A 23,200-nucleotide genomic window follows, 5' to 3' on the forward strand; every position below is an offset into this window, starting at 1 on the left:
AAAGAGGACAGCCGAAATCGAAATAGGAGGAAAATATATGAACGCATGGAACAATTTTAACAGCGGAGATTGGCAAAACGAGATCAATGTCCGCGACTTTATTCAGAAAAACTATACCCCCTATGACGGTGACGGTGCTTTTCTCGCTCCGGCTACCGCACGTACCACCGCACTACGTGAAAAGTTTGACAAGCTGCTTGTTGAGGAGCGTGAAAAGGGCGGTGTACGCAATATCGACACCGAAAACGTTATTACTATCACGGCATTCGGTCCGGGCTATCTTGATAAGGACAATGAAGTGATTGTCGGCCTTCAGACCGACGAGCCGCTCAAGCGCGCGTGCAATCCGTTTGGCGGTATGCGTATGGTACGTGATGCCTGCAAACAGTATGGCTATGAGGTTTCTCCCAAAATTGAGGAGGAGTTCAAGTACCACAAGACCCACAATGATGGCGTATTCTCAGCTTACACCAAGGATGTTCGTGAAGCCCGTCATGTCGGTCTGCTGACCGGCCTGCCGGACGCCTACGGCCGTGGGCGCATCATCGGCGACTACCGCCGTGTGGCGCTGTACGGCGTCAACCGCTTAATTGAGGAAAAGCAAAAAGATAAAGACTCTCTTGGTGTAGTTCCCACCACCGAAAAAGAGATTCGCTGTGCGGAGGAGCTGAGCGACCAGATCAAGGCGCTCAATGACATGATTACAATGGCCGCTTCCTATGGCTTTGATATTACCCATCCGGCAGAGAATGCCAAAGAAGCCGTTCAATGGCTTTACTTTGCATACCTTGCTGGAATTAAGGAGCAGAACGGTGCCGCGATGAGCCTTGGTCGTACCTCCACTTTCCTCGACATCTATTTCGAGCGCGACATCAAAGCTGGTTTGATGACTGAGAGTGAAGCGCAGGAAATCATGGACGATTTCGTGCTGCATCTGCGTATGGCGCGTCATCTGCGTACTCCAGAGTACAACGAGCTGTTCGGCGGCGACCCGATGTGGATCACTGAAGCTGTCGGCGGTATTAGTGAGGATGGCCGCCACATGGTCACGAAAAACAGCTACCGTATACTGAATACCCTATATAATCTCAACGCTGCCCCAGAACCCAATCTGACTGTTCTGTGGAGTGAAAACCTGCCGGAGAACTGGAAAAAGTTCGCTGCAAAGGTATCTATCGACACGGATGCGCTTCAGTATGAAAACGATGATGTCATGCGTCCGTACTACGGCGATGATTACGCTATCGCGTGCTGCGTTTCCGCAATGCGCGTCGGCAAGGATATGCAGTTCTTTGGTGCACGAGCCAACATTGCAAAGCTGCTGATGATGGCAATTAACGGTGGCCGTGACGAGAACAAGTTTGATCAGGTCGGTCCTGAAATGCCCGTCATGGAGGGCGACATACTGGATTACAATGAAGTTCTGCGCCGCATGGATATCTACCGTCCGTGGCTGGCAAAAACCTATGTTTCCGCGATGAACACCATCCACTATATGCATGACAAGTATGCTTACGAGAAAAGCCAGATGGCACTGCATGATACCAAAGTCCGCCGCTTGATGGCATTCGGCATTGCGGGCATGAGCTGTATGGCAGATTCTCTCTCCGCAATCAAATATGCCAAGGTAAAGCCCATCCGCAATCCAGAGAACGGTATCATCGTCGATTTTGAGATTGATGGGGATTTCCCAAAGTTCGGCAACGATGATGATCGTGTGGATCAGATTGCCTGTGAGCAGGTAGAGAAATTCTATCAGGTGCTCACGCAGTTCCCTTTGTATCGCAACGCGATCCACACACTGTCTATTCTGACTATCACCTCCAACGTCATGTACGGTAAAAAGACTGGTAATACGCCGGATGGCCGACGTCATGGCGAACCGTTGGCACCAGGGGCAAACCCGATGAGCGGACGTGATGTTTCCGGCGCACTGGCATCGCTGAATTCGGTGGCAAAGTTAAGTTACACCTACTGCCGCGATGGTATCTCCAACACATTCTCCATCACACCGGGAGCCCTTGGCAAGACCAGTGAGGAGCAGGTGAACAATCTGGTTGCCATCATGGGCGGCTACTTCGCGCAAAATGCACATCACCTGAATGTAAACATACTCAACCGTGAAATGCTGCTGGCGGCTTACGAGCATCCGGAGCAGTACCCGAACCTGACCATCCGCGTTTCCGGCTATGCAGTGAACTTCTATAAGTTGAGTCATGAGCAGCAAAGAGAGGTCATTTCGCGTACCTTCCATGAGGCCATCTGATTTTTCGCTTACGAAGTGAACGGCCATTCCCTCTCGTGGATGCTCCCGCTCCTTCCTGATGCAACGAAAGGAAATCGGCATACAATGATTGGAAACATTCATTCTATTCAGTCCCTTGGAGCGGTGGACGGACCCGGCGTACGCTATGTGGTGTTTATGCAGGGCTGCCCGCTGCGGTGCGTGTATTGTCACAATCCCGACACATGGCGGACCGAGGGCGGCACACCGACTAATGTAGATGAACTGGTATGCAAAGCGCTGCGGTTTCAACCGTACTGGAAAAACGGCGGCGGTGTGACGGTAACAGGTGGAGAACCACTGATGCAGGCGGAATTTGTCGCAGAGTTTTTCGCCAAGCTGCACGAGCACGGTGTACATACTGCATTAGATACCTCCGGTGTATGCAATCTTGTTCAGGCGGAAAAGGTTCTCATACATACCGATTTGGTGCTGTGCGATTTGAAATTCCTCACGAGAACCGATTATCTTAAAAACTGCCGAGCGGATTTTGACCAAGTCAAGTGCTTTTTGCAGCTAACTGCAACAAAAAATATTCCGCTGTGGATTCGCCATGTGGTTGTTCCGGGACTGACTGATAGCCTTGACCATCTGCGCCGTATAAAAGCCATGGCGGAAAGCTATCCCAATTTTGAAAAACTGGAATTTTTACCGTTCCACAAGCTGTGCATAGAAAAATACGAACAGCTCGGTCTGGAGTTTCCATTAAAGGATACACCGGCTATGCATCCGGATACGCTGAAAAAACTGCTTGTGCAGTTGTAATGTAAGCATTAAATGTAACTACCAAAGTTAGCGGCGCATAAAAGTCTTACCCTCCCAGTACACAAGCTGGGAGGGTAAGACTTTTTTCAGTAGTATGGGTGCCTTTTGTAGCCTGCAAATATTAGGAAGTAGAATTAAGTAAAGCATTTGCTGCTTCGGTATCAACACGCCGAAAGTCCGAAGGTGACTGCTGATAATATTTTTTAAATACTTTTTCAAAATAGGCCGGGTCACTGTAGCCAAGATATTCTGCGATTGCTGTGACTGGCATAGCCCCGGTTTCTAAAAGTTGAACCGCAAGACTCATGCGCTGCTTTAAAAGAAGTGCACTGAAAGTTGTCCCGGTAGATTTTTTCACAATGGAACAAAAATAAGGCTCACTAATATGGAATCGCGATGCCGCCTGACTGCTGGTTATCGTTTGAAACTCTGTGGCAATCATTTGGCATAACCGTTCCCGAAACACTGATGGCTCTAACCACGAAGTGCCCTCCTGCTCCATCGTTTTTTCGATAAAGCAGGCGATTTCACGTGCCAAACGCTCCTGCATATCGGAAAAATAGTGATCTGTGTCATAGCTGTGCCACAAAATGCGATTACGGGGATATTTCTTCAGGAGCTCCATAAAAGGACGGGTATGAACATTTTCCGGAGCTTGCTCATCATTCTTGCAGCTGGCCCAGTAAATTGGCTTTTGTGAGAGAAATTTAACCATGGGAAAATAAGAATAATTATCGGGCTGTTTTTGTATTTCCTGATAAAGCTGCTCACTGGAAGTATCCGGTAATATTTCAGCTCCCTCTTGTAAGAGCTGCATTAAGCCCTTTGATACCTTACTGTTTGTTCGACTCATCAGATAGGCCCTGCCAAGGTCATAGGGCATTAAAAAAATGCCTCCAAAGATGGATGGACGCTGCTCCATGGCGCGGGCAATCACCGGAGCACCATAGCTATGTCCAAGAAGAAAGATATGACGCCTATCAATATGATAGTTCGTATCTGCCATCAGGTAATCAATTACGGCCAAAGTATCCCGAATGCTTCCGGCGAAAGAAAACACCCCCTCACTGCCCCATGAGCCGCCATAATAGAAGATCAGAACATGAAAGCCTGCTTTTCGCAATAGCTGAGCAAGGGCTGCGTTCTTTTCATGTCCCGGAAAGCCATGGGCAAAAATAATTGTAGGGTAGTCTTGATCGGTTCCAGCGGAATACAGCATACAAGGCAGCTTCCCCTGCCAACCTTGAATACAAAATGTAAAAAGAGACGCTGATCTACACATGAGTTCACCCTCCCCATTTTATTCCACATAAGCATTTTAAATCTTACCATAGTACAGTATACATGAAAAAAAGCGTTTTGACAGAGTATCTTAAAATCTTCTGAAAACTCAAAAAAATATTCCAGTTACAGCAGGATTATGGTCATGATAGAGTAACAAACAGAAAGAGCTTCACAATAAAGGCGCGCCAAGAAGCTCAATGGACATCAAGAGAAAATTGAGGAGGGACCATGTATGAGTAAAAAAACAAAAGATGCCCTTGTGGTCGGATTTGCACTGTTTGCAGTGTTCTTTGGGGCAGGCAATCTGATTTTTCCCCCGTTAGTTGGCGTAGTATCCGGCAGCGGATGGCCAGCTGCTATTATGGGCTTGATGCTGTCAGGTATTCTACTGCCGATTGCTACTATTGTTGCTGTGGATAACATGGGCGGTAGATTTGAACAGCTGTGCCGCCCCGTATCAGGCTGGTTTTGTAGTGCCTATATGGTATTTTTCGTAATTTTTATTCTAACCTGCGGCATTCCCCGTCAAGGCGGTGTTGGAATTGAAACGGGCCTGTTCAGCGTATTCCCCATATTACAGGGAAATCGAGTGGCCCAGCTTATCGGGCTGCTGTGCTACTATGTTCTGGTATGGATTTTCACCACTCGCAAATCCTCGTTTATTGACATTATCGGCAAGTATCTCACGCCGTTCCTTCTGGTTATTCTGTTAGTCATTGTGGCCGCATCTGTATTTGCCCCTATCGGTACGCCGGTTGACACCGGCCACACCGGCAATTTTACTTACGGCTTTTTGCAGGGCTATCAGACCGGCGATGTAGCTGTTGGCATCGTGATTGCAGGTACTTTCATTGCTTCCATTAAGTCTAAAGGCTATGAAGAAAAGTCTGCACGCACCAAGGCCGTTACAAAAGCTGCCATCGTTGCGCTAATTGGTTTGCTGATTGTTTATGGCGGTCTGCTGTATTTAGGTGCTACCGGCTCCGGTATGTTTGATTCCTCTATGGATCAAACTGCCCTGCTGGTCGCTCTGGTGGAAAAATGTATCGGACGCGTTGGAACCGCTGCTCTGGGTGTTGGAATTTTACTGGCCTGCCTGACCACTACCATTGGTGTCATTACTACCATTGCTCAGCTGACGGAAACATTAACGCATGGCAAACTGAAACTCAAGACCTGTATTTTGATTTACGATGTGCTCGGTTTCCTGCTGGCTACCATGGGTGTTGCAAAGGTTATCACATATACTTACCCTGTGTTTGTCCTGATCTATCCCATTGCAATCATTCTTACCCTGTTGGGCTGCGCCAGAAAACTGGTGCCCAATCACGGTGCATGGAAGGGCACTGTCCTGATGGCCAGCTTAATCGGCATCTATGAAGCTGTTGTTACTATGAATGGCAGCAATATTACGAACATTCATATTCCTGCGCTGGAGTCCTTGTACGCGGCATTGCCGCTGTCCTCCTATGGATTTGCATGGCTGCTGCCCTGCATTATCGGCTTTATCGTGGGCGCTGTGATTGTCAAGGCTTCTGGTAAAGGGGCGTATCCCATGCTGGAAAAATCCAACGAACAGTAATTCAATGGAGGCATTATTATGAAAAAAGTTGGCCTTGTAGGAGGCATCGGCCCTGAATCTACAATCTCCTACTATCACGATATTGTATATGGCGTACAGAAGCGGGTTGGGCGTGACTTCTTCCCCGATATGTCAATTGAGAGTATTGATTTATTTAAGTGGGTAGAACTGTGCGACCAAAAACGCTACGATGAGTTAGTGGATTTTACACTGGCCCCTATTCAGAGATTGGCTGCCAGCGGCGCGGACTTTGCCGTACTCACCGCTAACACCGCGCATTTGATTTTCGACCAAGTACAGGCCCGCAGCCCCATTCCGTTGATCAGCATTGTGGAAGCTACAGCACAGGAAGCCGCACGGCGCGGCTATAAAAAGGTGGGGCTTCTCGGCACCGGTTTCACAATGAAAAACGAGTTTTTCAAAACGGCTTTTCGTAAGCGCGGCATTGAAGTGGAGATTCCAAACGAAGATGACATGGATTTCATTCATGGAAAGATTTACGAGGAATTGGTTTATGAAAAAGTCCTGCCCGAAACACAATCACGTTTGGTATCTATCGCAGAGCAGATGGCAAAGGAAAGCGGGATTCAGGGATTGGTACTGGGCTGTACAGAATTGCCATTGATCCTCAATGACAATATTTCGCCTGTTCCTTGCTTGGACACCGTAAAAATCCATGTGGCCGCCATTTTGGATGAAATTATGGATGGCTGAATTGTCCGATAGATATTTTCGTTGATAGGAGCTCTATCGGCAGCATGAAATTGAAAAAGTAAACACCGTGGCTTAAATGTAAAAGCTCCCTTCTCCGTCAGGATTGGGGAGCTTTTACTCGTAGAGGCCTTGAATCGTGTATAAATGTGGAGCTGAACAACTGGATATGTTCCTCTACCCAAAGCGCATAAGGTCCCTTTTCCGAAAAAACACCGATATGCCGGGAATTTTTAACTTTTTATTAAAATGGTGCTGAAAAAATCGAACGTCCCTTGCTTTTGGAAAAATCCGATGCAGAATGGGTCTATAGACAGCCCCCTCTTTTTATTACAATTTAAGGAGAGGGAGAATAGCAGTCCATGGACTGCTCATGCTTTTCGCAGAAAAGTATGAAAAATATTTTGGGAGGAGTCTTTTCATAAAACGGAAATTTTTGTCAGTCTTGCTGGCGCTTTCTCTTGCGCTGTCACTGCTTCCGACAGCAGCACTGGCAGAGGAAGCTCCGGCGGACGAGTCGGACGATAAGCCCGCCGTGGAAACGGTGGCCGAGCCGCGGGAGACAGAGGACGAAGCTGTTCCGCAGGAGGCAAACGGCGAAGTTGTGTTGGTCGCACAGGCTGAAAAAACTATCAGCACTTCTGAAGAGCTTGTTAATGCAATCAACAATGCAAGCGACGGCGATACCATCACGGTTTCTGGCGAAATCGCCATCGACGCACCGCTGGTTATCAAGAACACGGTGTCCCTGACTGGCGGTTCTATTGTTGCGTCCGATGCGTTTAAGGGCTTTAGTCTGGTGGATTTGGAAACTGCGGACAAAACCCTGACGCTGGGCGCAATCACTCTGGACGCAAAGAAGCATGGCGCTGTGGTCTATTGTAACGCAGGTAAGGTCATTGTGAACGGCGCAATTATTACCGGCGGCAAGACCAGTACCTATGTTGCCGGTGTCTATATGACCAGCAACTCTCAATTTGAGATGAACTCCGGTTCTATTACCGGCAATGAAGTTGGCAATGCTTGGCAGAACAGCTATACGAAGTATGCGGCCGACCTGTGGATTGGCGCAAACGCTAACGGCGCTCTGACCGCTATCAACGGCGGCACCATCGGCAATATTTTTGTCAATGCTAATGAGTGGTCTGCCAATAATCCCGGCGGCTTTACGATGACCGGCGGCGAAGTCACGAACCTGTATGTGGAATATGATAGCGGCTATGGCGGTGCATTTACCTATAACGGCGGCACGATCGAGAACCTTTACATTTCTACTAAGGATGGTACTGGTAACAACATAAAGGTCAAGCCCGTTGCAGGCGTTGCTTACAAAGGTGGCCAGACCGGTACAGATGTTACCGACCCTGTTGCCCAGGTTGGGAACAAGACGTATGCCACTCTGGCCGATGCTGTCTCAGCCGTTCAGGATGGTGAGACCATCACCCTGCTGAATGATTTTAATAGTAATCAAGTCATTGCAAATGACGGGAAAAACTTTACCATTGATATGAACGGAAAAACGGTTACCGCCAGTGAAAACGGTCAAACGGTTCTGGTCGTCCAGAGTGGTATCGTTACCGTGACCGGCGATGGTAAGTTTACCGGAACCGCATCTGAAACGGCACGGGGCTTACTTTCCGCATGGAACACCGGCACGTTGATTTTCAATAATAGCACAATCGATGCAAATGGCGTCTATTATGGAATCACTGCTTTCGACACAGCTAAGGTTGAAATCAATGGCGGCACGATCACCGCAGCGCAGAGTGCCGCTGTTTCTACAAACGGCTCTGCCAATGGAGAAAATTTTTCTAACGGTACTGCTTTAAAGATCACAGAGGGCACGTTAACTGGCGGCAATGTTGGCGTGTACGTTCCTGCTGGCACTTTTGAAATCAGCGGCGGAACCATTTCTGGTGATACCGGCGTTGCTGCTAAGGGCGGCAAGCTGACGATTACCGGCGGTACGATCAGCGGAACAGGTGCTAAAAGCAATTTTGAGCACAACGGTAATGGCTGGAACAGTACCGGCGATGGCCTCGCAATCGAATCCTGCGATTACCCCTATGGGTCCTCTACCGTTTCCATCCAGAATGCTACCATCACGAGCAAAAATGCCAAGGCGGTTGCAACTTATGCAACAGAGGGCAAAACTGAAGCATACAAATTCATCTCCGGCGGTACATTCTCCACAGAGCCTGACGCTTCTTACTTGAAAGACGGTTATTCCGCAAAGGATATGGGCAACGGCACCTATAAGGTGGGTCAGTTCACGGATTATACCATCACATTCAAAACAACCCCCGCTAATGCGGTTGTAAGCGTCATTAACAAGACTACCAATGCCACTGTAACACCCAATGCTGATGGCAGTTATACCTTGAATACTGCCTATACCTATGAGTACACCGTTTCCGCCTCCGGCTATGTTTCCAAGAGTGGTACGGCCACTGCTCCCGGCGAAATCACAGTAACGCTTGAACGTGAGGCATCCGGCAGCTCCGGCGGGTCTCACTCCTCCGGCTCCTCCAGCAACACCACCACAACCACCAAGAAGAACTCCGACGGTTCCACCACAACCACTGTGACCAATAAGTCCACCGGCACCGTGACGGAGACCACGAAGCGTACCGATGGTTCCACCTCTACTGTTGAGACCAAGAAGAACGGCACCGTCACTGAGACGAACAAGACCTCCGGCGGCACCACTGGCACCACTGTGACCGACAAGAGCGGCAACATCACCAGCATTAGCGCTTCCGTGTCCACCGCAGATGCCAAAGAAGCTAATAAGACCGGCGATTCCATGACGCTACCGGTGGAGGTCCCCATGGAAAAGAACACGAAGGACGCCCCCACTGTGAAGATCACCGTCCCCTCCAACACTACGGTGAAGGTGGAAATTCCTGTGGAAAAGGTCACCCCCGGCGCTGTGGCTGTCATCGTGGACAGCAAGGGCAATGAGACCCTTGTCCCCACCTCCGTTGTCACGGAAAACGGCGTGGAGCTGAAGCTCAACGGCGATACCAATGTGAAGATCATCGACAATGCCAAGACGTTTGTGGATGTCCCTGTCGGTAGCACCTTCTACAATGAGATTGCCTCCATGAGCGCACGGGAGATCATGGTCGGCCGGAGCGAAACGGTCTTTGACCTCTACAGCGGCGTGACACTAAACCAAATCTCCAACGTGGCGGGCCGTATCTGCGGCGCGGTCAGCGTGGACAACTATCAGGCTGGTCTGGAATGGGCTGCTGAGCGTGGCCTTGCCACCGGCGATAAGTCCGCTACCAGAATGCAGGTCCTTCTGGCGCTGTATGTCGCTGCCGGTTCCCCTGCCTCGGACGTCAGCGTGGACCTCAGCCACTTCAAAGACGCCGCCAATGTTCCCGGTGAGGCACTGAATGCGGTGCTGTGGGCCGTGCAGAACGGCATTCTGAAGGGCACCGCCGATGGGCTGCTGAACCTCGGCGTCAACGTGACCCGCGGCCAAAGCGCCGCTCTGGCGGGTCGCGCACTGAAGGTTATCGGCTGATTCCTCTTTCCGGCAAATATGAGCCTGCCGCCTGTTACCGGACGGCAGGCTTTTCTATAGGCGTTGCCTACGGCTGCATATAAAATGGCAAAGTGAAACAAACGTAGCTGTACAAAAAATAAACAAGCAGACAGAGGCAGTGTATCAAACCGATACACCGCCTCTGCTGTCTTTTTGGAATCTATTCCTCACTATCTACGCTTCACAATCACAGCCTTTGCGTGATTATAAAGCACTTCATTGATGATTCCCTTTCGGTACAGACACTCGTTGATATGTAACATAACGCTGTTTTCTTGTAATGTATCCATCCGATCCCTCCATATTTTCACGAAACCGCCCCACTATCTGAATATTCCGACCGCACTGGGATATGGTAGAGCACTCTGCCAATTGCCCCTCTTGCTCTATGGCGATTCCGTACTCTCATACCACAACTACAGCATCCACCAGAAACACTCTGCCATTCTGCCGACTGGTGATTTTGAAACTTCTGTTTGCTGTCTTGCATGTGTATGCTTGGTGCGCTGGCCTTCAAGCGGACGCCGTACCGTCCTCCCTGCTTCATGATCTCCGGCTCCTCCAGCTTCAGCTCATCAATGCCGGGGACTACGATTCCGTATCCCGTTTCCCGGACGTCCTTCAGGGCCCCCGCTACCTTATCATACTCCGCCTTGACGCCGGCCAGCGTACTCAGCAGGCTCATCAAGTCTCCGTCATCCGACACATCAAAGCCGGACTGCTCGGACAGCGTTTGGTAGAACCGCTCCCGGGGCAGGCTGATTTGAATAGCTGCGACGCCGGTGCCAAGATCAATAGACGAAATCGCCGCCTCACGGATATTTTCGTCCTCGCCTAATTGCTTGACCGCGCTGCTGATTTCCCGGATATGCCGCAGCTCCGTGGTGCTCTGCCGGATGGCCTCATACAGTCCGTCCTTCAGAGGATGGTCTCCCGGCAATGCGTCTACCCACGATGGCAGGAAAATATCCAGCTCCTGCATGGGAAATTCATAAAGCACCGCCTTTAAAAGCTCGCTCACAGCCTCCTCGTCCAGTTGAAGGCAATTCACCGGCACACACTTGACTCCGTACCGTCCGGCAATATCCAACGCGATGTCCTGTGCGCGGTCGGATTTTGGGTCCACGCAGTTCAGTAAAACGATGAACGGCTTGCCGATCTCCTGCAGTTCCCGAATCACCCGCTCCTCTGCCTCCAGATAGTCCTCCCGTGGAATATCTGAGATGCTTCCATCCGTTGTAATGACAATGCCAATGGTGGCGTGCTCGGTGATGACCCTTCGCGTTCCGATCTCGGCAGCCTCGGTCATGGGAATCGGATGGTCATACCACGGTGTTGTCACCATGCGGGGCTGGTCCTCCTCCATCTGCCCCAGGGCCCCCGGGACCATGTAGCCGACACAGTCGATAAGGCGGACGGAAAAGGCCGCGCCGCCATCCAACTGAAGCTGCACTGCCTCCTCCGGCACAAACTTCGGCTCCGCTGTCATGACAGTCCGGCCGGAGCCGCTCTGCGGCAGCTCATCCCGAGCCCGCTCCTTGCGGTAAACATTGTCGATGCTGGGAATGATCTGTGTTTCCATGAACCGCTTGATAAAGGTGGACTTTCCTGTTCGCACCGGCCCCACAACACCGATATAAATATCCCCGGCGGTGCGGGTGGCAATATTTTGATAGATCGAGGTATTCATAGCATCCCGTCCTTTTCGCACTCCATAGTCTTGCTCCAGTCTATGTCCCAGCAGTAAAAAGTATGTCAGCCCGTCTCCCTTTGTTCATATCAGACAAATGTGCATCGCGGTTTTCAGCACAATTTATTCCTCTTGCTTCTTTACATTATCAATTTACCATGGTAAACTACTACTATAATAAATCGAACAACAAAATTGGAGGAAAAACACATGAAAAAGTTGACTGCTTTTATTCTTTCGGCTATGATGGTTTTGTCTCTGGCCGCCTGCGGCGCCAAAACGGACGCTCCTGCCGCCGATTCCACTACCTCTACTGAAATTACCGATCTGACCTATGCAGTGGAGGCCGGTTCCGCCGGTGAGGAGGTTGCCGGTGAAAACGGCTTCAAAACCGTTTCCGTAGACTCTCAGGCCAAGGCACTGATGGAGGTACAGGCCGGTACGGCGGATGCCGCGATTATCGACTCTCTGATGGCCGGCGCCATGGTAGGCGAAGGAACCAGCTATCCCAATTTGACCGTCACCGACCAGAAGCTCACCGAGGAGCTGTACGGCGTCGGCTGCCGCAAGGGCAGCGACCTCGCCTCCTTTATCAATTCCGTTCTGGCGGACGCTTATGCCGACGGTACGCTGCAAACCATTGCCGAAACCTATGGCGTGCAGGCCGCGCTCGTTGAGCAGCCCACCTCTGAATTTACTGCTTCCGAGACCGACAGCGATGTGCAGTACATCAAGGATAAGGGCACGTTGGTCATCGGCATCACCGAATTTGAGCCCATGGATTATCAGGATGCCGACGGTAACTGGATCGGCTTTGACGCCGATCTTGCCAAGCTGGTAGCTGAAAAGCTGGGCGTGACGCCTGAATTCGTTGTCATCAACTGGGACAACAAGGTCTTTGAGCTGAACAGCAAAAACATCGATGTGGTGTGGAATGGCATGACCCTCACAGACGCCGTTCAGGAGACCATGGAGTGCTCCAACGCCTACTGCAACAACGCACAGGTTGTTGTGACCAAGTAACGGAAACGATCCCACACATTACATAAAAAGGCAGAGAGCGTATGCTCTCTGCCTTTCGGTGGCTTTCTCGCCTTCCCCGCTGATTATAATTTAGAGGAGAATACATCTCATGTTCTGGACCGTCACACTTTCTATTCTGCGCGGCTGCGGTGAGGCCGCAAAGCTCTTTTTTCTGACGCTACTTTTCGGCCTCCCCTTGGGATTGCCTATCGCCTTCGGCTCCATGAGCAAATGGGCCCCTTTCCGCTTCCTGTCTTATGGGCAGCGGCCCATGGGACGCTTTACCCGCTGGCTTTCAGAGGTAAAGCCCATTCGCGCCCTGACCAATGTGATCGTCTGGGTCATCCGCGGAACGCCGCTGGTGCTGCAGCTTATCATCATCTTTTACGGCCCCGGCCTGTGGTTTGACCACAATCCATGGAACGTTTTCAGCAACGGACGTATGTTTGCCTGTGCACTGGCCTTTATCATCAATTACGCCTGCTATTTCTCTGTGATCTACCGGGGCGGCATTGAGGGCGTCCCTGCCGGACAACGGGAGGCCGGTGAGGTTTTGGGCCTCACCAAGCGCCAGATTTTCTTCAAGATCACGCTTTTGCAGATGGTCAAGCGGGTTGTGCCGCCCATGTCCAACGAGATCATTACGCTGGTCAAGGATACCTCCCTCGCCCGGGTCATTGCCATTACGGAGATCACCATGGCCGGTGAGGCGTTCATGAAGTCTAAAGGCATTACATGGCCGCTTTTCTACACCGCTGTATTTTACTTGGCATTTGTCGGTGTGCTGACAATTCTGTTCAGCTTTATTGAGCGCAAGCTCAGCTACTTTAAATAAGGGAGGCTTCGCGCTATGTCAATTCTGACGGTTCAGCATTTGGAGAAGCATTTCAATAACACAAAGGTCCTCAATGACATCAGCTTTTCCTTGGAACAGGGGCAGGCATTGTCTATCATCGGCTCCTCCGGCAGCGGAAAGACAACGCTGCTGCGCTGCCTTAATTTTCTGGAAACACCGGACACCGGGACAATCACTGTGCAAAATGAGGTACTGTTTGATGCCTCTGACCGCCAAGCGCAGTCCGAGGCCGAGATTCGGAAAAAGCGGCTCCATTTCGGAATGGTCTTTCAGTCCTTCAATCTTTTCCCGCAATACACGGCTCTTGAAAATGTAACGCTGGCCCGGGAGCTCATGGCAAAGAACAACGGTGAAAGCCGCGAGGATATCCGCTCCGCCGGAATGGAGTTGCTGTCCCAGATGGGACTTGCCGACCGCGCAAATCACTATCCGCATCAGCTCTCCGGCGGCCAGCAACAGCGGGTAGCCATTGCACGGGCCTTGGCGCTGCACCCGGACATTCTCTGCTTTGATGAGCCGACCTCTGCGCTGGACCCGGAGCTGACCGGCGAGGTTCTGAAGGTCATCCGGGGACTTGCCGAGCAAAAAACCACCATGATCATCGTCACTCACGAAATGGCCTTTGCACGGGATGTGGCGGATCAGGTCATCTTTATGGATGGCGGCTTTATCGTGGAACAGGGCGATCCTCATCAGGTCATCGACCATCCGCAGGAGCTTCGGACGCAGCAATTCCTTTCACGCTTTTCCGAAAATAATTAAAAAGCAAACAGGCAGCACAAAATGTGCTGCCTGCTTTATATTATGTCCGTTTTCTCGGTATCAGCAGCAGCCGTTCGCAGGGAATGTCCGCCTCCTTTTCCAATCGGTTTGCGGAGAGAATATCACCGATGGTGGTGTTGTAGCGCTTCGCCACCTCCCATGCCGACTCCTGCTTTCCGACACAGCGCAAAATCAGCGATGGTGCTCCGTTGAGGTTTTTCGGCGTACTCTCATCCAGCTCGGCAGAGGCAATACAGGAGCGCTGACAGCGGCAGAAGGCTTCCACATGGAAATCCACCGGGAAGCGCACCTCAATCCCCCGTTCACCCAACGTACCCTGCACCTCCTCGGCGCAGACTGCCCGGGCCGTGACTGTGCAGTCACGGGGCAGTTCCACAGGACAGTTCACATCTATGCAGCGCTCGGCCGACAAGCAGGCGCCGCCTTCGTCCAGATACAGTGCCCGGACGGTAACGGCTGTCCGCAGCAGCGTTGTCTCTCCCTCCCGGCTGACAGACACCGCGCCGCAGTCCGCATAAAGATACAGCAGCGTTTCCGCCTCCACGCCTACCTCCAGCACCTCGCGGACCGTCTGACGCCGGACCGTATGGTCATACAACGTGCAAAGCGTCAGTTGTAGCGGCTGATAGCGGAGTTCGTAGGCCGTGGAATATAAATCTGTCAGCAGCGTAAGCTCCCGATTTTCCCGCAAAAAGGCCATGGCATGATAATACAGCGTGACCGCCAACTGCCGCCCCTCGTCATCGTCGGAATCGATCTGAACATCCACACCGGTGACCTGCAGGCATACAGAGGCCATCGCCCCGTCACCGGTCGAATCGACCTCCATGATCTGTGAAAACGGCAGCTCCGAGGAAGCCGCGCACAAACGGTCATCTGTGGCGCGGTACAATACACTGACAGTGAAAACACCCTTGAAAATCAGCTTGTTGCCAACGAGTTTTACCTCTGTTACCGTGCCGAACGCACGGCTGTGAAGCAGCTCTGACGCGCCCTCCCGGCCTAAGGACAGCGACATGGTTTCCGAAAAGGTCAGGTTTTTCTCTTCGATTCGGCGCAGCACACAGACAGGCTGAGCGCAGCAGCGCCGCTCTACCTGAAGCTCCGGGGCCGTCTCCGCATTTTCGGAAATATTCAGCGATGCCTTACGATACCCGACTATCGTGGTCACCAACTTGCAGCGGGTAAACAGCTTTCGCGGGTTCAGCATCCGGCTTTCCAGCAATTCGATTTCCGTTTCCGCCGCAACATGAACACAGTCATCCATATCGCTTCCCTGCACGGAAAATGGCATTGCAAATTCCAACGTCCGCACACCGCTCTCTCCCTCCGGCGTATAGAGCACCGTTACCCGAACGGTGCCGGATGTCCCGGACGGTTCCGCCCCATACAGGTAGACACAGCCCTCTGCGGATATAATTCTGGCAATATCCGGGCAGTAATCCGGCACGATAGTCTCCGCGGTCTCCTCCTGCGTCAGCGTTTGCCGGTCCCCCGCTTCAAATACGTCAAGACACTCCTTTTTCAGCTCCAGCTCCATATTGCGACCCTTCCTTTCCTGTTCATTGCGTTTCACTGCATTTTATGAACCGCTCCGCTTCGTTATGCCGGGATTTTGAACAGCTTTCTCAGCAGGCCGCACATCGCCTTCGGTGCTTTCCATACCACAATGTTCATAAATGCTCCTCCCTTCTACCGCCGCCAACAGGCGCAGCCGCTGGCAATCAGCAGCGTTGCAACCAGAAACATCAGCAATCCCGTGGGAAAAATCGCCGCGATCAGGATACCTGCCCCCATGGAAACGGCAAAAATGCTTATGATGCAGTTCCGCCCGCCCCGAAACATTCAGCCACGCCTCCTTTCCTTACAGGCCAGTATATACACTATGCCTGTCCGTGGTTCAGGCAATAAAAGAAGCGGGAGGTGCTGTACACCTCCCGCTTCTTTTACCATTTATTTTCTGCGCTTTTCCTGCCAATCCCGCAAGGGCTTCAGCTCCTCATAAAGCCGCAGATAGCTGCGGTGGCGGCTGGCCTGGATATTCCCGGCCTTCAGCGCGTCCAGCACAGCACATCCCTGCTCCCGGGTATGACTGCAATCCAGAAAGCGGCATTTTCCCAGATATGGCCGGAACTCCCGGAAGGTCTCCGGCAAGTGCTGCTTCAGCTCCATATTCAGTTCCTCCGTTTCAAAGGAGGAAAATCCCGGAGAATCCACTACCTCTGCCCCACAACTAAGCCGGAACAGCTCCACATGGCGCGTTGTATGGCGGCCGCGCCCCAGCGCAGTGCTGATTTCTCCCGTTTTGAGCTGAAAATCCGGCTCAAGCGCATTTAAGATGCTGGATTTTCCCACGCCGGAATTACCTGTAAAGGCAGATAACTTCCCAGTTATCAACGGAGTCAGCTTATCCAACCCCTCTCCTGTTTCCGCGCTGATACGCAGTGTTTGGAACCCAGCAGCACTATAAATACCGTACAGCTCCTCCGCCGGGTCCAAATCGCACTTGTTCAGCAATACGGTCACATCACAGCCCTTCAGCTCGGCGATGGCCGCTACCCGGTCAATCAGAAACGGGTCCGTTTTGGGAATGGCTGCTGAAGCAATGATGACCAACTGATCAATATTGGCAACAGCGGGCCGCGCAAACTCGTTTTTTCGCGGCAGAATACGCTCAATGAAACCCTCTCCGTTTCCAAGCTCCCGCAGCTCTACCCGATCTCCTACCAGCGGGGAGAGTCCCTCCTTGCGGAACTTCCCTCTGGCCCGGCAGGTAACAATCTCCGCACCGGTATCCACATAATAGAACCCGCTCAGGGCCTTTTGAATCCGTCCTGTCATCATCGCTTAACCAAACGTCCGCTCGTAGGACTGCTTCTGGTCCAAAACGCCGTCAAAGTAGACCTTCACCATTTTCTTTCCTGTACCGGACAGCGTTGTGCTGACTGTTCCGTCAGAGGCCCGAACCGTTTCGTTGTACTGCGGGTTCGGCTCGTCTCCCACATAGATTTTGACCTCTACAACGTCCCCACCGTCCTGCGGCAGCTCCAGTGTAATGGGCAGAGAGCTGTTGGCAAGTCCCGCACTGACCTGAAATTTAATCGTTGTCCACTCATCCACCTTGGAGGTCGGCTCCAAGCTCTGCCAAACGATCTGCCCGCCGGGCTTATCACTGTCCACTACCTCAACATCCGAGGCCGTGCAGGTCAGGCCGTAACTGCTGAGCTGCGCCAGTGTCTCGTCAATATTCAGGCCCACAAACTTCGGTACCGTGACCGGTGTTGTCTCCGGCCCCTTGCTGATAATCAGCGTGACGGTATCGCCCTTCCGCAGTGTTTCACCCTCGGCAGGCTTCGTCTCAATCACATAGCCGGCCGTGATCTCATCGGAAAACCGCTGCTGGTCCTCCGGCGCCTCCACCGTTAAATCCAGATTATACTGCTTATTCAGCTTTTCCAGCAAAATGCGGGCGTCCTGCTCGGATTTATTTTCCAGCTTCGGCATTTCACCGGTTTCCTCACCGGCACTGACCCAGACCTGAATCACAAGCTGGCTGCCCTTCCGTGTTTCATCGGAATCAGGACTCTGCTTCATGATCTGCCCTTCGGCATATTCCTCGCTGGAGCCCGAGCCGGCCTTTTCAATCTCAAAAATTCCCTTTACCCGCGGGTCATTCTCGGCCTCCTCAATGGTCATCCCCAGCACATTCGGCACCTGATATTGATCCACTGCCGGCGCGCTGAAGGAGCCTAAAATGCTCTTGAACAGCAGGAATACCACCGTGAGGGCGGCAATGACAACCGCGCCGATCAGCACCGTCCGCTTTCCGCCGGAAGCCGGGGATTCGTCATCGTCCTCACTCCGACGCACATGGCTTTTCTCTGCTGTCCGCACCGGAACCGTCACCGTATGGCCGCTGACCGTGCGGATGGGCCGGGTGGGCTCGTCCGTTTCCTCGGGCCGCAGGTCGGATAGGTCAAACTTCATCTCAACATCCGGGTTCTTGCGAAACGCCTCCAAATCCGCGATCATGGCGTCTGCGGACTGATAGCGGTGCTCAAGATCCGGCGCCATCGCCTTCATGCAGATCAGCTCAAGCTGCTCCGGGATGTCGGGATTGATTTCCCTGGGAGCCAGCGGAATCGAGCTGAGGTGCTGAATCGCTACAGATACAGCGGATTCACCCTCAAAGGGCAGGCGTCCGGTCAGCATCTCGTAGAGCACAACGCCGGAAGAATAAATGTCGCTGCGGGCATCTGGCCGGTCACCTCTGGCCTGCTCCGGGGAAATATAATGAACGGAGCCAAGTGCCTCCTGCGTCATAGTCTGCGCGGAATCCGCAAGGCAGGCAATGCCGAAATCGGCGACCTTTACACTCCCGTCCCGCAGGACCATGATGTTCTGCGGCTTGATATCCCGGTGAATAATGCCCCGGCTGTGGGCGTGACTGAGACCGCGCATGATCTGCGTAATGAAATGCAGAGACTCACGCCAGTTCAATTGGCCCCGCTTTTCCATATACTGCTTCAGCGTGATGCCATCGATGAGTTCCATCACGATGTATTCGGTATCGCCGCCCCGGGACACATCGTACACGGATACGATATTGGGGTGAGACAACTGCGCTACCGCCTGAGATTCCGCGTTAAATCTGCGGCGGAATTCTTCATTCTGTGCCAGATCGCTTTTCAGTATTTTGATTGCAACCAGACGGTTGAGGCGGTGACATTTGGCCTTATAGACCACCGCCATGCCGCCGGTGCCGATGCGCTCCAGAATTTCATAGCGGTTATCCAGCATTTTTCCGATATATTGGTCCATTTGTCTCCCCCTCTCTTATAATTTCTGCATGAGGACTGCCGTTACATTATCCGGCGCCCCCTGATTTTTAGCGATCTCCAGCAGACGCTTCAGACAGGTCTCCTGATTATCGCCGTGGATGATCTCAAACAGCATTTCCTGATCCGTGACTGTGTTGACCAGCCCGTCCGTACAAAGCAAAATATAGGAGCCGCTTTCCATCGGACGGATAAAGCTGTCGCAGGCGGCATTGGTGTCCCGCCCCAAGGCTCGGGTGATGAGATTGCGGCTGGGATGATGCCGCGCCTCATCCGCGGTGATATCCCCGTGATCCACCATGGTCTCTACTAGAGAATGATCCTTTGTGACCCGGATGATTTCCGTTTCCGTCACATAATAGGCCCGGCTGTCTCCCACATTGGAGATGACAACGCCATCGGAGTAGGAAATGGCGGATACCAGCGTTGTTCCCATATTGGAAAGCTCCGCATCGGCCTCTGCCCGCTTTTCCACAGCATGATTCGCCATGGCCACCGCGTAAGCGGATGCCTCCCGCAGCTGCTCCGGCGTCATATCCTCCTTCAAAACCTTTTCAAGCTCCGAAAGATAGGTTTCCGCCGCCAGATTGCTGGCAACACACCCGCCGGCAGCGCCGCCCATCCCATCGCACACCACACAGACCCGGTTGCTTTCGGAAATGCGGTAGGTGTCTTGATTTTCTTTTCGCACAAGGCCCGTATCGGTGATGGCCCATGTTTTCATCATGCTTCCGCCGCTCCTTTTTTTCGTTCTTCCATTTCCTTTCGCCGAAGCTGCCCGCAGGAGGCGTCAATATCGCCGCCAAGGCTCCGGCGCACCGTAGCAGTCAAGCCATGGGCTTCCAGCCGTTTTTGGAACGCCGCCACACGCCGGGATGGCTTCAGCGGGCTTTCCTCCACATCGTTCAGAGGAATCAGGTTTACGTGTCCCGGCATTCCCCGCAGCTTTTTTGCAATGAGGTCCGCCTGCCAGTCATGGTCATTGACTCCGTCGATCATGGCGTACTCAAAGGAAATCCGCCGCCCTGTTTTTTCAAAATACCGATGGCAGGCGTCAAACAGCTTCTCCACATCGTAGGCCCGGTTCACCGGCATGATCTTCGACCGGGTCTCGCTGTCCGGCGCATGGAGAGATACCGACAGCGTCAGCTGCAAATTCAGCTCCGCCAGCCGCTCAATGCCCGGAATCACGCCGCAGGTAGAAAGAGAGATGTGGCGCATCCCGATATTCAAACCGTCCGGGTGATTCACAAGCTCCAAAAAACGCAGTACGTTATCCAAATTATCCATCGGTTCGCCGATGCCCATAAGTACGATGTTGCTGATTGGAAGTCCTGCGTCCTTCTGCGTGAAAATGACCTGATCCAACATTTCTGATGGTGTAAGGTCTCTTACCTTGCCAGCAATTGTAGATGCGCAAAAGGCGCAGCCCATCCGACAGCCAACCTGACTGGAAACACATACGGTATTTCCATGGTGGTACTGCATCAAAACCGTTTCAATGCAGTTCCCGTCCGCCAGCTCCCAAAGGTATTTGATCGTACCATCCAACTTTGAAACCTGCTTCCGGGCCACAGTGGGTACCGTCAGGATACATTGCTCCTTCAGCTTTTCCCTGAGGGCCTTCGGCAGATTGCTCATCTCATCAAAGGAAGTAACACCGCGATAGAGCCATGTGAACACCTGCTTGCCCCGAAACGCCGGTTCGCCCATCTCCTTGAGAGCTTGCGTCAGTTCCTCCTGCGTCAGTGATTTTAAATCGATCATAGTTCCTTCCGTTTCATGCGGCAAATGTAAAATCCATCCGTCCCATGGCGCTGCGGCCAGAGAGTCAGTTGTCCGTCCGTTTCCCCTACCGGCTCCGGCAGGCGGAAGGGCGTTCTTTCAAAATCCGGGTGCTCTGATAGAAAGGCATCCGCAACGTCCTGGTTTTCCTCCGGCAGAATCGTACAGGTGGAGTAAACCAGCACACCGCCGGGGGCAACGTACCGCGCCGCACTATCCAGCAGTGCGGTCTGTACCACCGGCAACGTAAAAAGATCATCTGCCCGCTTATAACGAACATCCGGCTTTTTACGGATGATTCCAAGTCCAGAGCACGGCGCGTCCACCAGTACGGTATCGTAAGCGTCCGCCCACTCCGGCCGGAAAACCCGCCCATCGCTCGCCGCGGTCTCAATAGAAGTCAGTCCAAACCGAGCGGCCCCCTCCTCGATTCGCTTCAGCTTGCTCCCATGTACATCACAGGAAATAATTCGGCCTTTATCGCCCATAGCAAACGCGGCGCTGAAGGACTTGCCGCCCGGGGCGGCGCAGACATCCAGTACCCGCTGCCCCGGCTGCACGCCGGCGATCAGGGATACCAAACGGGCCGCCGGGTCCTGCACCAGCAGCTTTCCCTCCCGGAAGGGCTCCAGCGTTGTGAGGTCGCCGACGCCGGTCAGTTCCAGACAGCCAGGGACCCATGCGTGGGGCTTCGCCGTAACGCCCCATGCCGATAGCTCTCGCGTCAACTCCTCCGCAGTGGTTTTCAGGGGATTGATTTGAACCGTCAGCGGCGGTGTTCCGTTATCCAGCGCTAAAAGCGCTTCTGTTTCCGTCCGTCCCAGCAGTAACAGCAGCCGCTTTACCAGCCATTTTGGATGGCTATAACGAATCGAAAGATATTTGACCTCATCCCGCTGCGGGATTTCCGGCAGATTTTCCTTATTCTGCGATACCTTACGCAGCACGGCGTTGACAAGTCCTGCTGCCTGTCCGCGCCCGGACAGCTTCGCCAGCTCCACAGAGGTGTTAACTGCCGCGCTGTCCGGCACTCTATCCAAAAACAAAATCTGATAGGCCCCCAGCCGCAGAATTTCTGTCAACGGCTGCTGAAGATGGTCCGGCTTCTGGGAGCAATAGGCCGCCAGATAAAAATCCAGCAGGAGCTGATTTTGCATTACGCCATAGACCATGCGGCTGCAAAGCGCCGCATCCGCGCCCACCAGACCGTCGCGGTTCAGTTGGGCCTTCAGTGCGGCGTCCGCCCATGCGTTATTGTTCCGGCAAGCGGCCAGGACCCGCAAGGCCGTTTCTCTTGCTCCCATCAGTCACGCCTCCGATTGTTGCTCCGTCCCAGAAAAATCAGGACATACCGCAAAAGCTGCAGGGCCGACATCAGCAGCGCCGCCACATAGGTTAGCGCCGCTGCCCACAGCACCTTCCGCGCACCGTTCAGCTCATCGTCATACAGAATCCCCTGCTCCTCCAGCGTGACCAGCGCGCGGTGAGAAGCGTTGAATTCCACCGGCAGCGTGATGAGCTGAAAAATCGTGGTCAGGGAAAACAGCACGATTCCAAACAAAAACAAAGGCTGAACATACAAAATCATACCCAGCAGCAGCAAAATGAACGAAAACTTGGAGCCAAGCTGCGTTGCGGGAATGATTGCTGTCCGCAGCTTCACCGGGCCGTACCCCACGGCGTACTGTACAGCGTGTCCCGCCTCGTGAGCCGCCACACCCACTGCCGCGATGGTAGCGGAATTATAAACGTCCTGCGACAGGGAAATACTGTTATCCCGCGGGTCATAATGATCCGTCAGGCTTCCGGCGCATGGCCGGATAGAAACATTGTAAATCCCATGCGCCCGCAAAACCGCCTCCGCTGCCTGCGCGCCTGTGAGGTGCCGTTTATTGGCGATTGCGCTGTAGCGCTTGAAATTGCCGCTGACCTGCGCCTGTGCCCAAATGGACAGAAGCAGAATGGGAATCAGCAAAATACAGTAGATATTGTTCGCTAAAAAATCACCGTAACCGCCGTAATAATAACCGTAAGGCATAGTCT

The 23,200-nt window shown here is 52.7% G+C and carries 18 protein-coding genes; 8 read left to right on the forward strand and 10 right to left on the reverse strand.

Annotated features, from left to right (window positions below; all coding sequences use genetic code 11):
• Positions 1–37 precede the first annotated feature (37 nt).
• On the forward strand, positions 38–2,266 hold the full coding sequence (pflB, locus tag PY311_RS04975; protein ID WP_286147562.1) for a formate C-acetyltransferase: 2,229 nt from the start codon (positions 38–40) through the stop codon (positions 2,264–2,266).
• A gap of 84 nt (positions 2,267–2,350) precedes the next feature.
• The gene (gene pflA, locus PY311_RS04980) at positions 2,351–3,049 is read left to right on the forward strand and encodes a pyruvate formate-lyase-activating protein (RefSeq protein WP_286147564.1); all 699 of its coding nucleotides are present in this window, start codon (positions 2,351–2,353) and stop codon (positions 3,047–3,049) included.
• Positions 3,050–3,170: 121 nt separating this feature from the next.
• On the opposite strand, the gene PY311_RS04985 is transcribed toward pflA, so the two are convergent.
• Positions 3,171–4,268 (reverse strand): alpha/beta fold hydrolase, encoded by a 1,098-nt coding sequence (locus tag PY311_RS04985; RefSeq protein ID WP_286147566.1) that lies wholly within the window; start codon positions 4,266–4,268, stop codon positions 3,171–3,173.
• Between the two features lie 297 nt (positions 4,269–4,565).
• Between PY311_RS04985 and PY311_RS04990 the strand changes: the two genes are divergently transcribed.
• From PY311_RS04990 to PY311_RS05000, 3 genes are all read left to right on the forward strand, one after another.
• Positions 4,566–5,915 carry a branched-chain amino acid transport system II carrier protein gene (locus PY311_RS04990; RefSeq protein WP_286147567.1) on the forward strand — a complete coding sequence of 450 codons (1,350 nt, stop codon included), beginning with the start codon at positions 4,566–4,568 and terminating at the stop codon, positions 5,913–5,915.
• Between the two features lie 18 nt (positions 5,916–5,933).
• Positions 5,934–6,629, forward strand: a complete 696-nt coding sequence (locus PY311_RS04995) for an aspartate/glutamate racemase family protein (protein WP_286147568.1) — start codon at positions 5,934–5,936, stop codon at positions 6,627–6,629.
• Positions 6,630–7,071: 442 nt separating this feature from the next.
• Positions 7,072–10,161 (forward strand): S-layer homology domain-containing protein, encoded by a 3,090-nt coding sequence (locus PY311_RS05000; RefSeq protein ID WP_286147569.1) that lies wholly within the window; start codon positions 7,072–7,074, stop codon positions 10,159–10,161.
• Between the two features lie 328 nt (positions 10,162–10,489).
• Here PY311_RS05000 and spoIVA read toward each other — a convergent pair whose 3' ends face one another.
• Positions 10,490–11,872 carry a stage IV sporulation protein A gene (gene spoIVA / locus PY311_RS05005; protein WP_286147570.1) on the reverse strand — a complete coding sequence of 461 codons (1,383 nt, stop codon included), beginning with the start codon at positions 11,870–11,872 and terminating at the stop codon, positions 10,490–10,492.
• A gap of 210 nt (positions 11,873–12,082) precedes the next feature.
• Between spoIVA and PY311_RS05010 the strand changes: the two genes are divergently transcribed.
• The 3 genes from PY311_RS05010 to PY311_RS05020 all read left to right on the forward strand — a co-directional run bounded on the left by PY311_RS05010 (position 12,083) and on the right by PY311_RS05020 (position 14,513).
• Positions 12,083–12,895 carry a transporter substrate-binding domain-containing protein gene (locus PY311_RS05010; protein ID WP_286147571.1) on the forward strand — a complete coding sequence of 271 codons (813 nt, stop codon included), beginning with the start codon at positions 12,083–12,085 and terminating at the stop codon, positions 12,893–12,895.
• Positions 12,896–13,004: 109 nt separating this feature from the next.
• Positions 13,005–13,730, forward strand: a complete 726-nt coding sequence (locus PY311_RS05015) for an amino acid ABC transporter permease (protein ID WP_286147572.1) — start codon at positions 13,005–13,007, stop codon at positions 13,728–13,730.
• A 15-nt stretch (positions 13,731–13,745) separates the two neighbouring features.
• Positions 13,746–14,513 carry an amino acid ABC transporter ATP-binding protein gene (locus PY311_RS05020; RefSeq protein WP_286147574.1) on the forward strand — a complete coding sequence of 256 codons (768 nt, stop codon included), beginning with the start codon at positions 13,746–13,748 and terminating at the stop codon, positions 14,511–14,513.
• Positions 14,514–14,553: 40 nt separating this feature from the next.
• Here PY311_RS05020 and PY311_RS05025 read toward each other — a convergent pair whose 3' ends face one another.
• From PY311_RS05025 to PY311_RS05060, 8 genes are all read right to left on the reverse strand, one after another.
• The gene (locus PY311_RS05025; protein ID WP_286147576.1) at positions 14,554–16,074 is read right to left on the reverse strand and encodes a DUF3794 domain-containing protein; all 1,521 of its coding nucleotides are present in this window, start codon (positions 16,072–16,074) and stop codon (positions 14,554–14,556) included.
• A gap of 152 nt (positions 16,075–16,226) precedes the next feature.
• The gene (locus PY311_RS05030; RefSeq protein WP_286147578.1) at positions 16,227–16,379 is read right to left on the reverse strand and encodes a hypothetical protein; all 153 of its coding nucleotides are present in this window, start codon (positions 16,377–16,379) and stop codon (positions 16,227–16,229) included.
• A 108-nt stretch (positions 16,380–16,487) separates the two neighbouring features.
• Positions 16,488–17,378 carry a ribosome small subunit-dependent GTPase A gene (gene rsgA / locus PY311_RS05035; RefSeq protein WP_286147580.1) on the reverse strand — a complete coding sequence of 297 codons (891 nt, stop codon included), beginning with the start codon at positions 17,376–17,378 and terminating at the stop codon, positions 16,488–16,490.
• A 3-nt stretch (positions 17,379–17,381) separates the two neighbouring features.
• Entirely contained in the window at positions 17,382–19,355 is a 1,974-nt protein-coding gene (gene pknB, locus PY311_RS05040) for a Stk1 family PASTA domain-containing Ser/Thr kinase (RefSeq protein ID WP_286147581.1), read from the reverse strand.
• A gap of 15 nt (positions 19,356–19,370) precedes the next feature.
• The gene (locus PY311_RS05045) at positions 19,371–20,099 is read right to left on the reverse strand and encodes a Stp1/IreP family PP2C-type Ser/Thr phosphatase (protein WP_286147582.1); all 729 of its coding nucleotides are present in this window, start codon (positions 20,097–20,099) and stop codon (positions 19,371–19,373) included.
• Positions 20,096–21,139, reverse strand: coding sequence for a dual-specificity RNA methyltransferase RlmN (gene rlmN, locus PY311_RS05050; protein ID WP_286147583.1), 1,044 nt, complete (start codon positions 21,137–21,139; stop codon positions 20,096–20,098). Before rlmN ends, PY311_RS05045 begins: the two co-directional genes overlap by 4 nt.
• Positions 21,136–22,461 carry a 16S rRNA (cytosine(967)-C(5))-methyltransferase RsmB gene (gene rsmB, locus PY311_RS05055; protein ID WP_286147584.1) on the reverse strand — a complete coding sequence of 442 codons (1,326 nt, stop codon included), beginning with the start codon at positions 22,459–22,461 and terminating at the stop codon, positions 21,136–21,138. Before rsmB ends, rlmN begins: the two co-directional genes overlap by 4 nt.
• Complete coding sequence (locus PY311_RS05060) at positions 22,461–23,195, reverse strand: zinc metallopeptidase (RefSeq protein WP_286147585.1); 735 nt, start codon at positions 23,193–23,195, stop codon at positions 22,461–22,463. The genes rsmB and PY311_RS05060 overlap by 1 nt, the downstream gene beginning before the upstream one ends.
• Positions 23,196–23,200 lie beyond the last annotated feature (5 nt).

This window comes from Neopoerus faecalis, assembly GCF_029218125.1.
Taxonomy (GTDB): Bacteria; Bacillota; Clostridia; order Oscillospirales; family Oscillospiraceae; genus Oscillibacter; species Oscillibacter faecalis_A.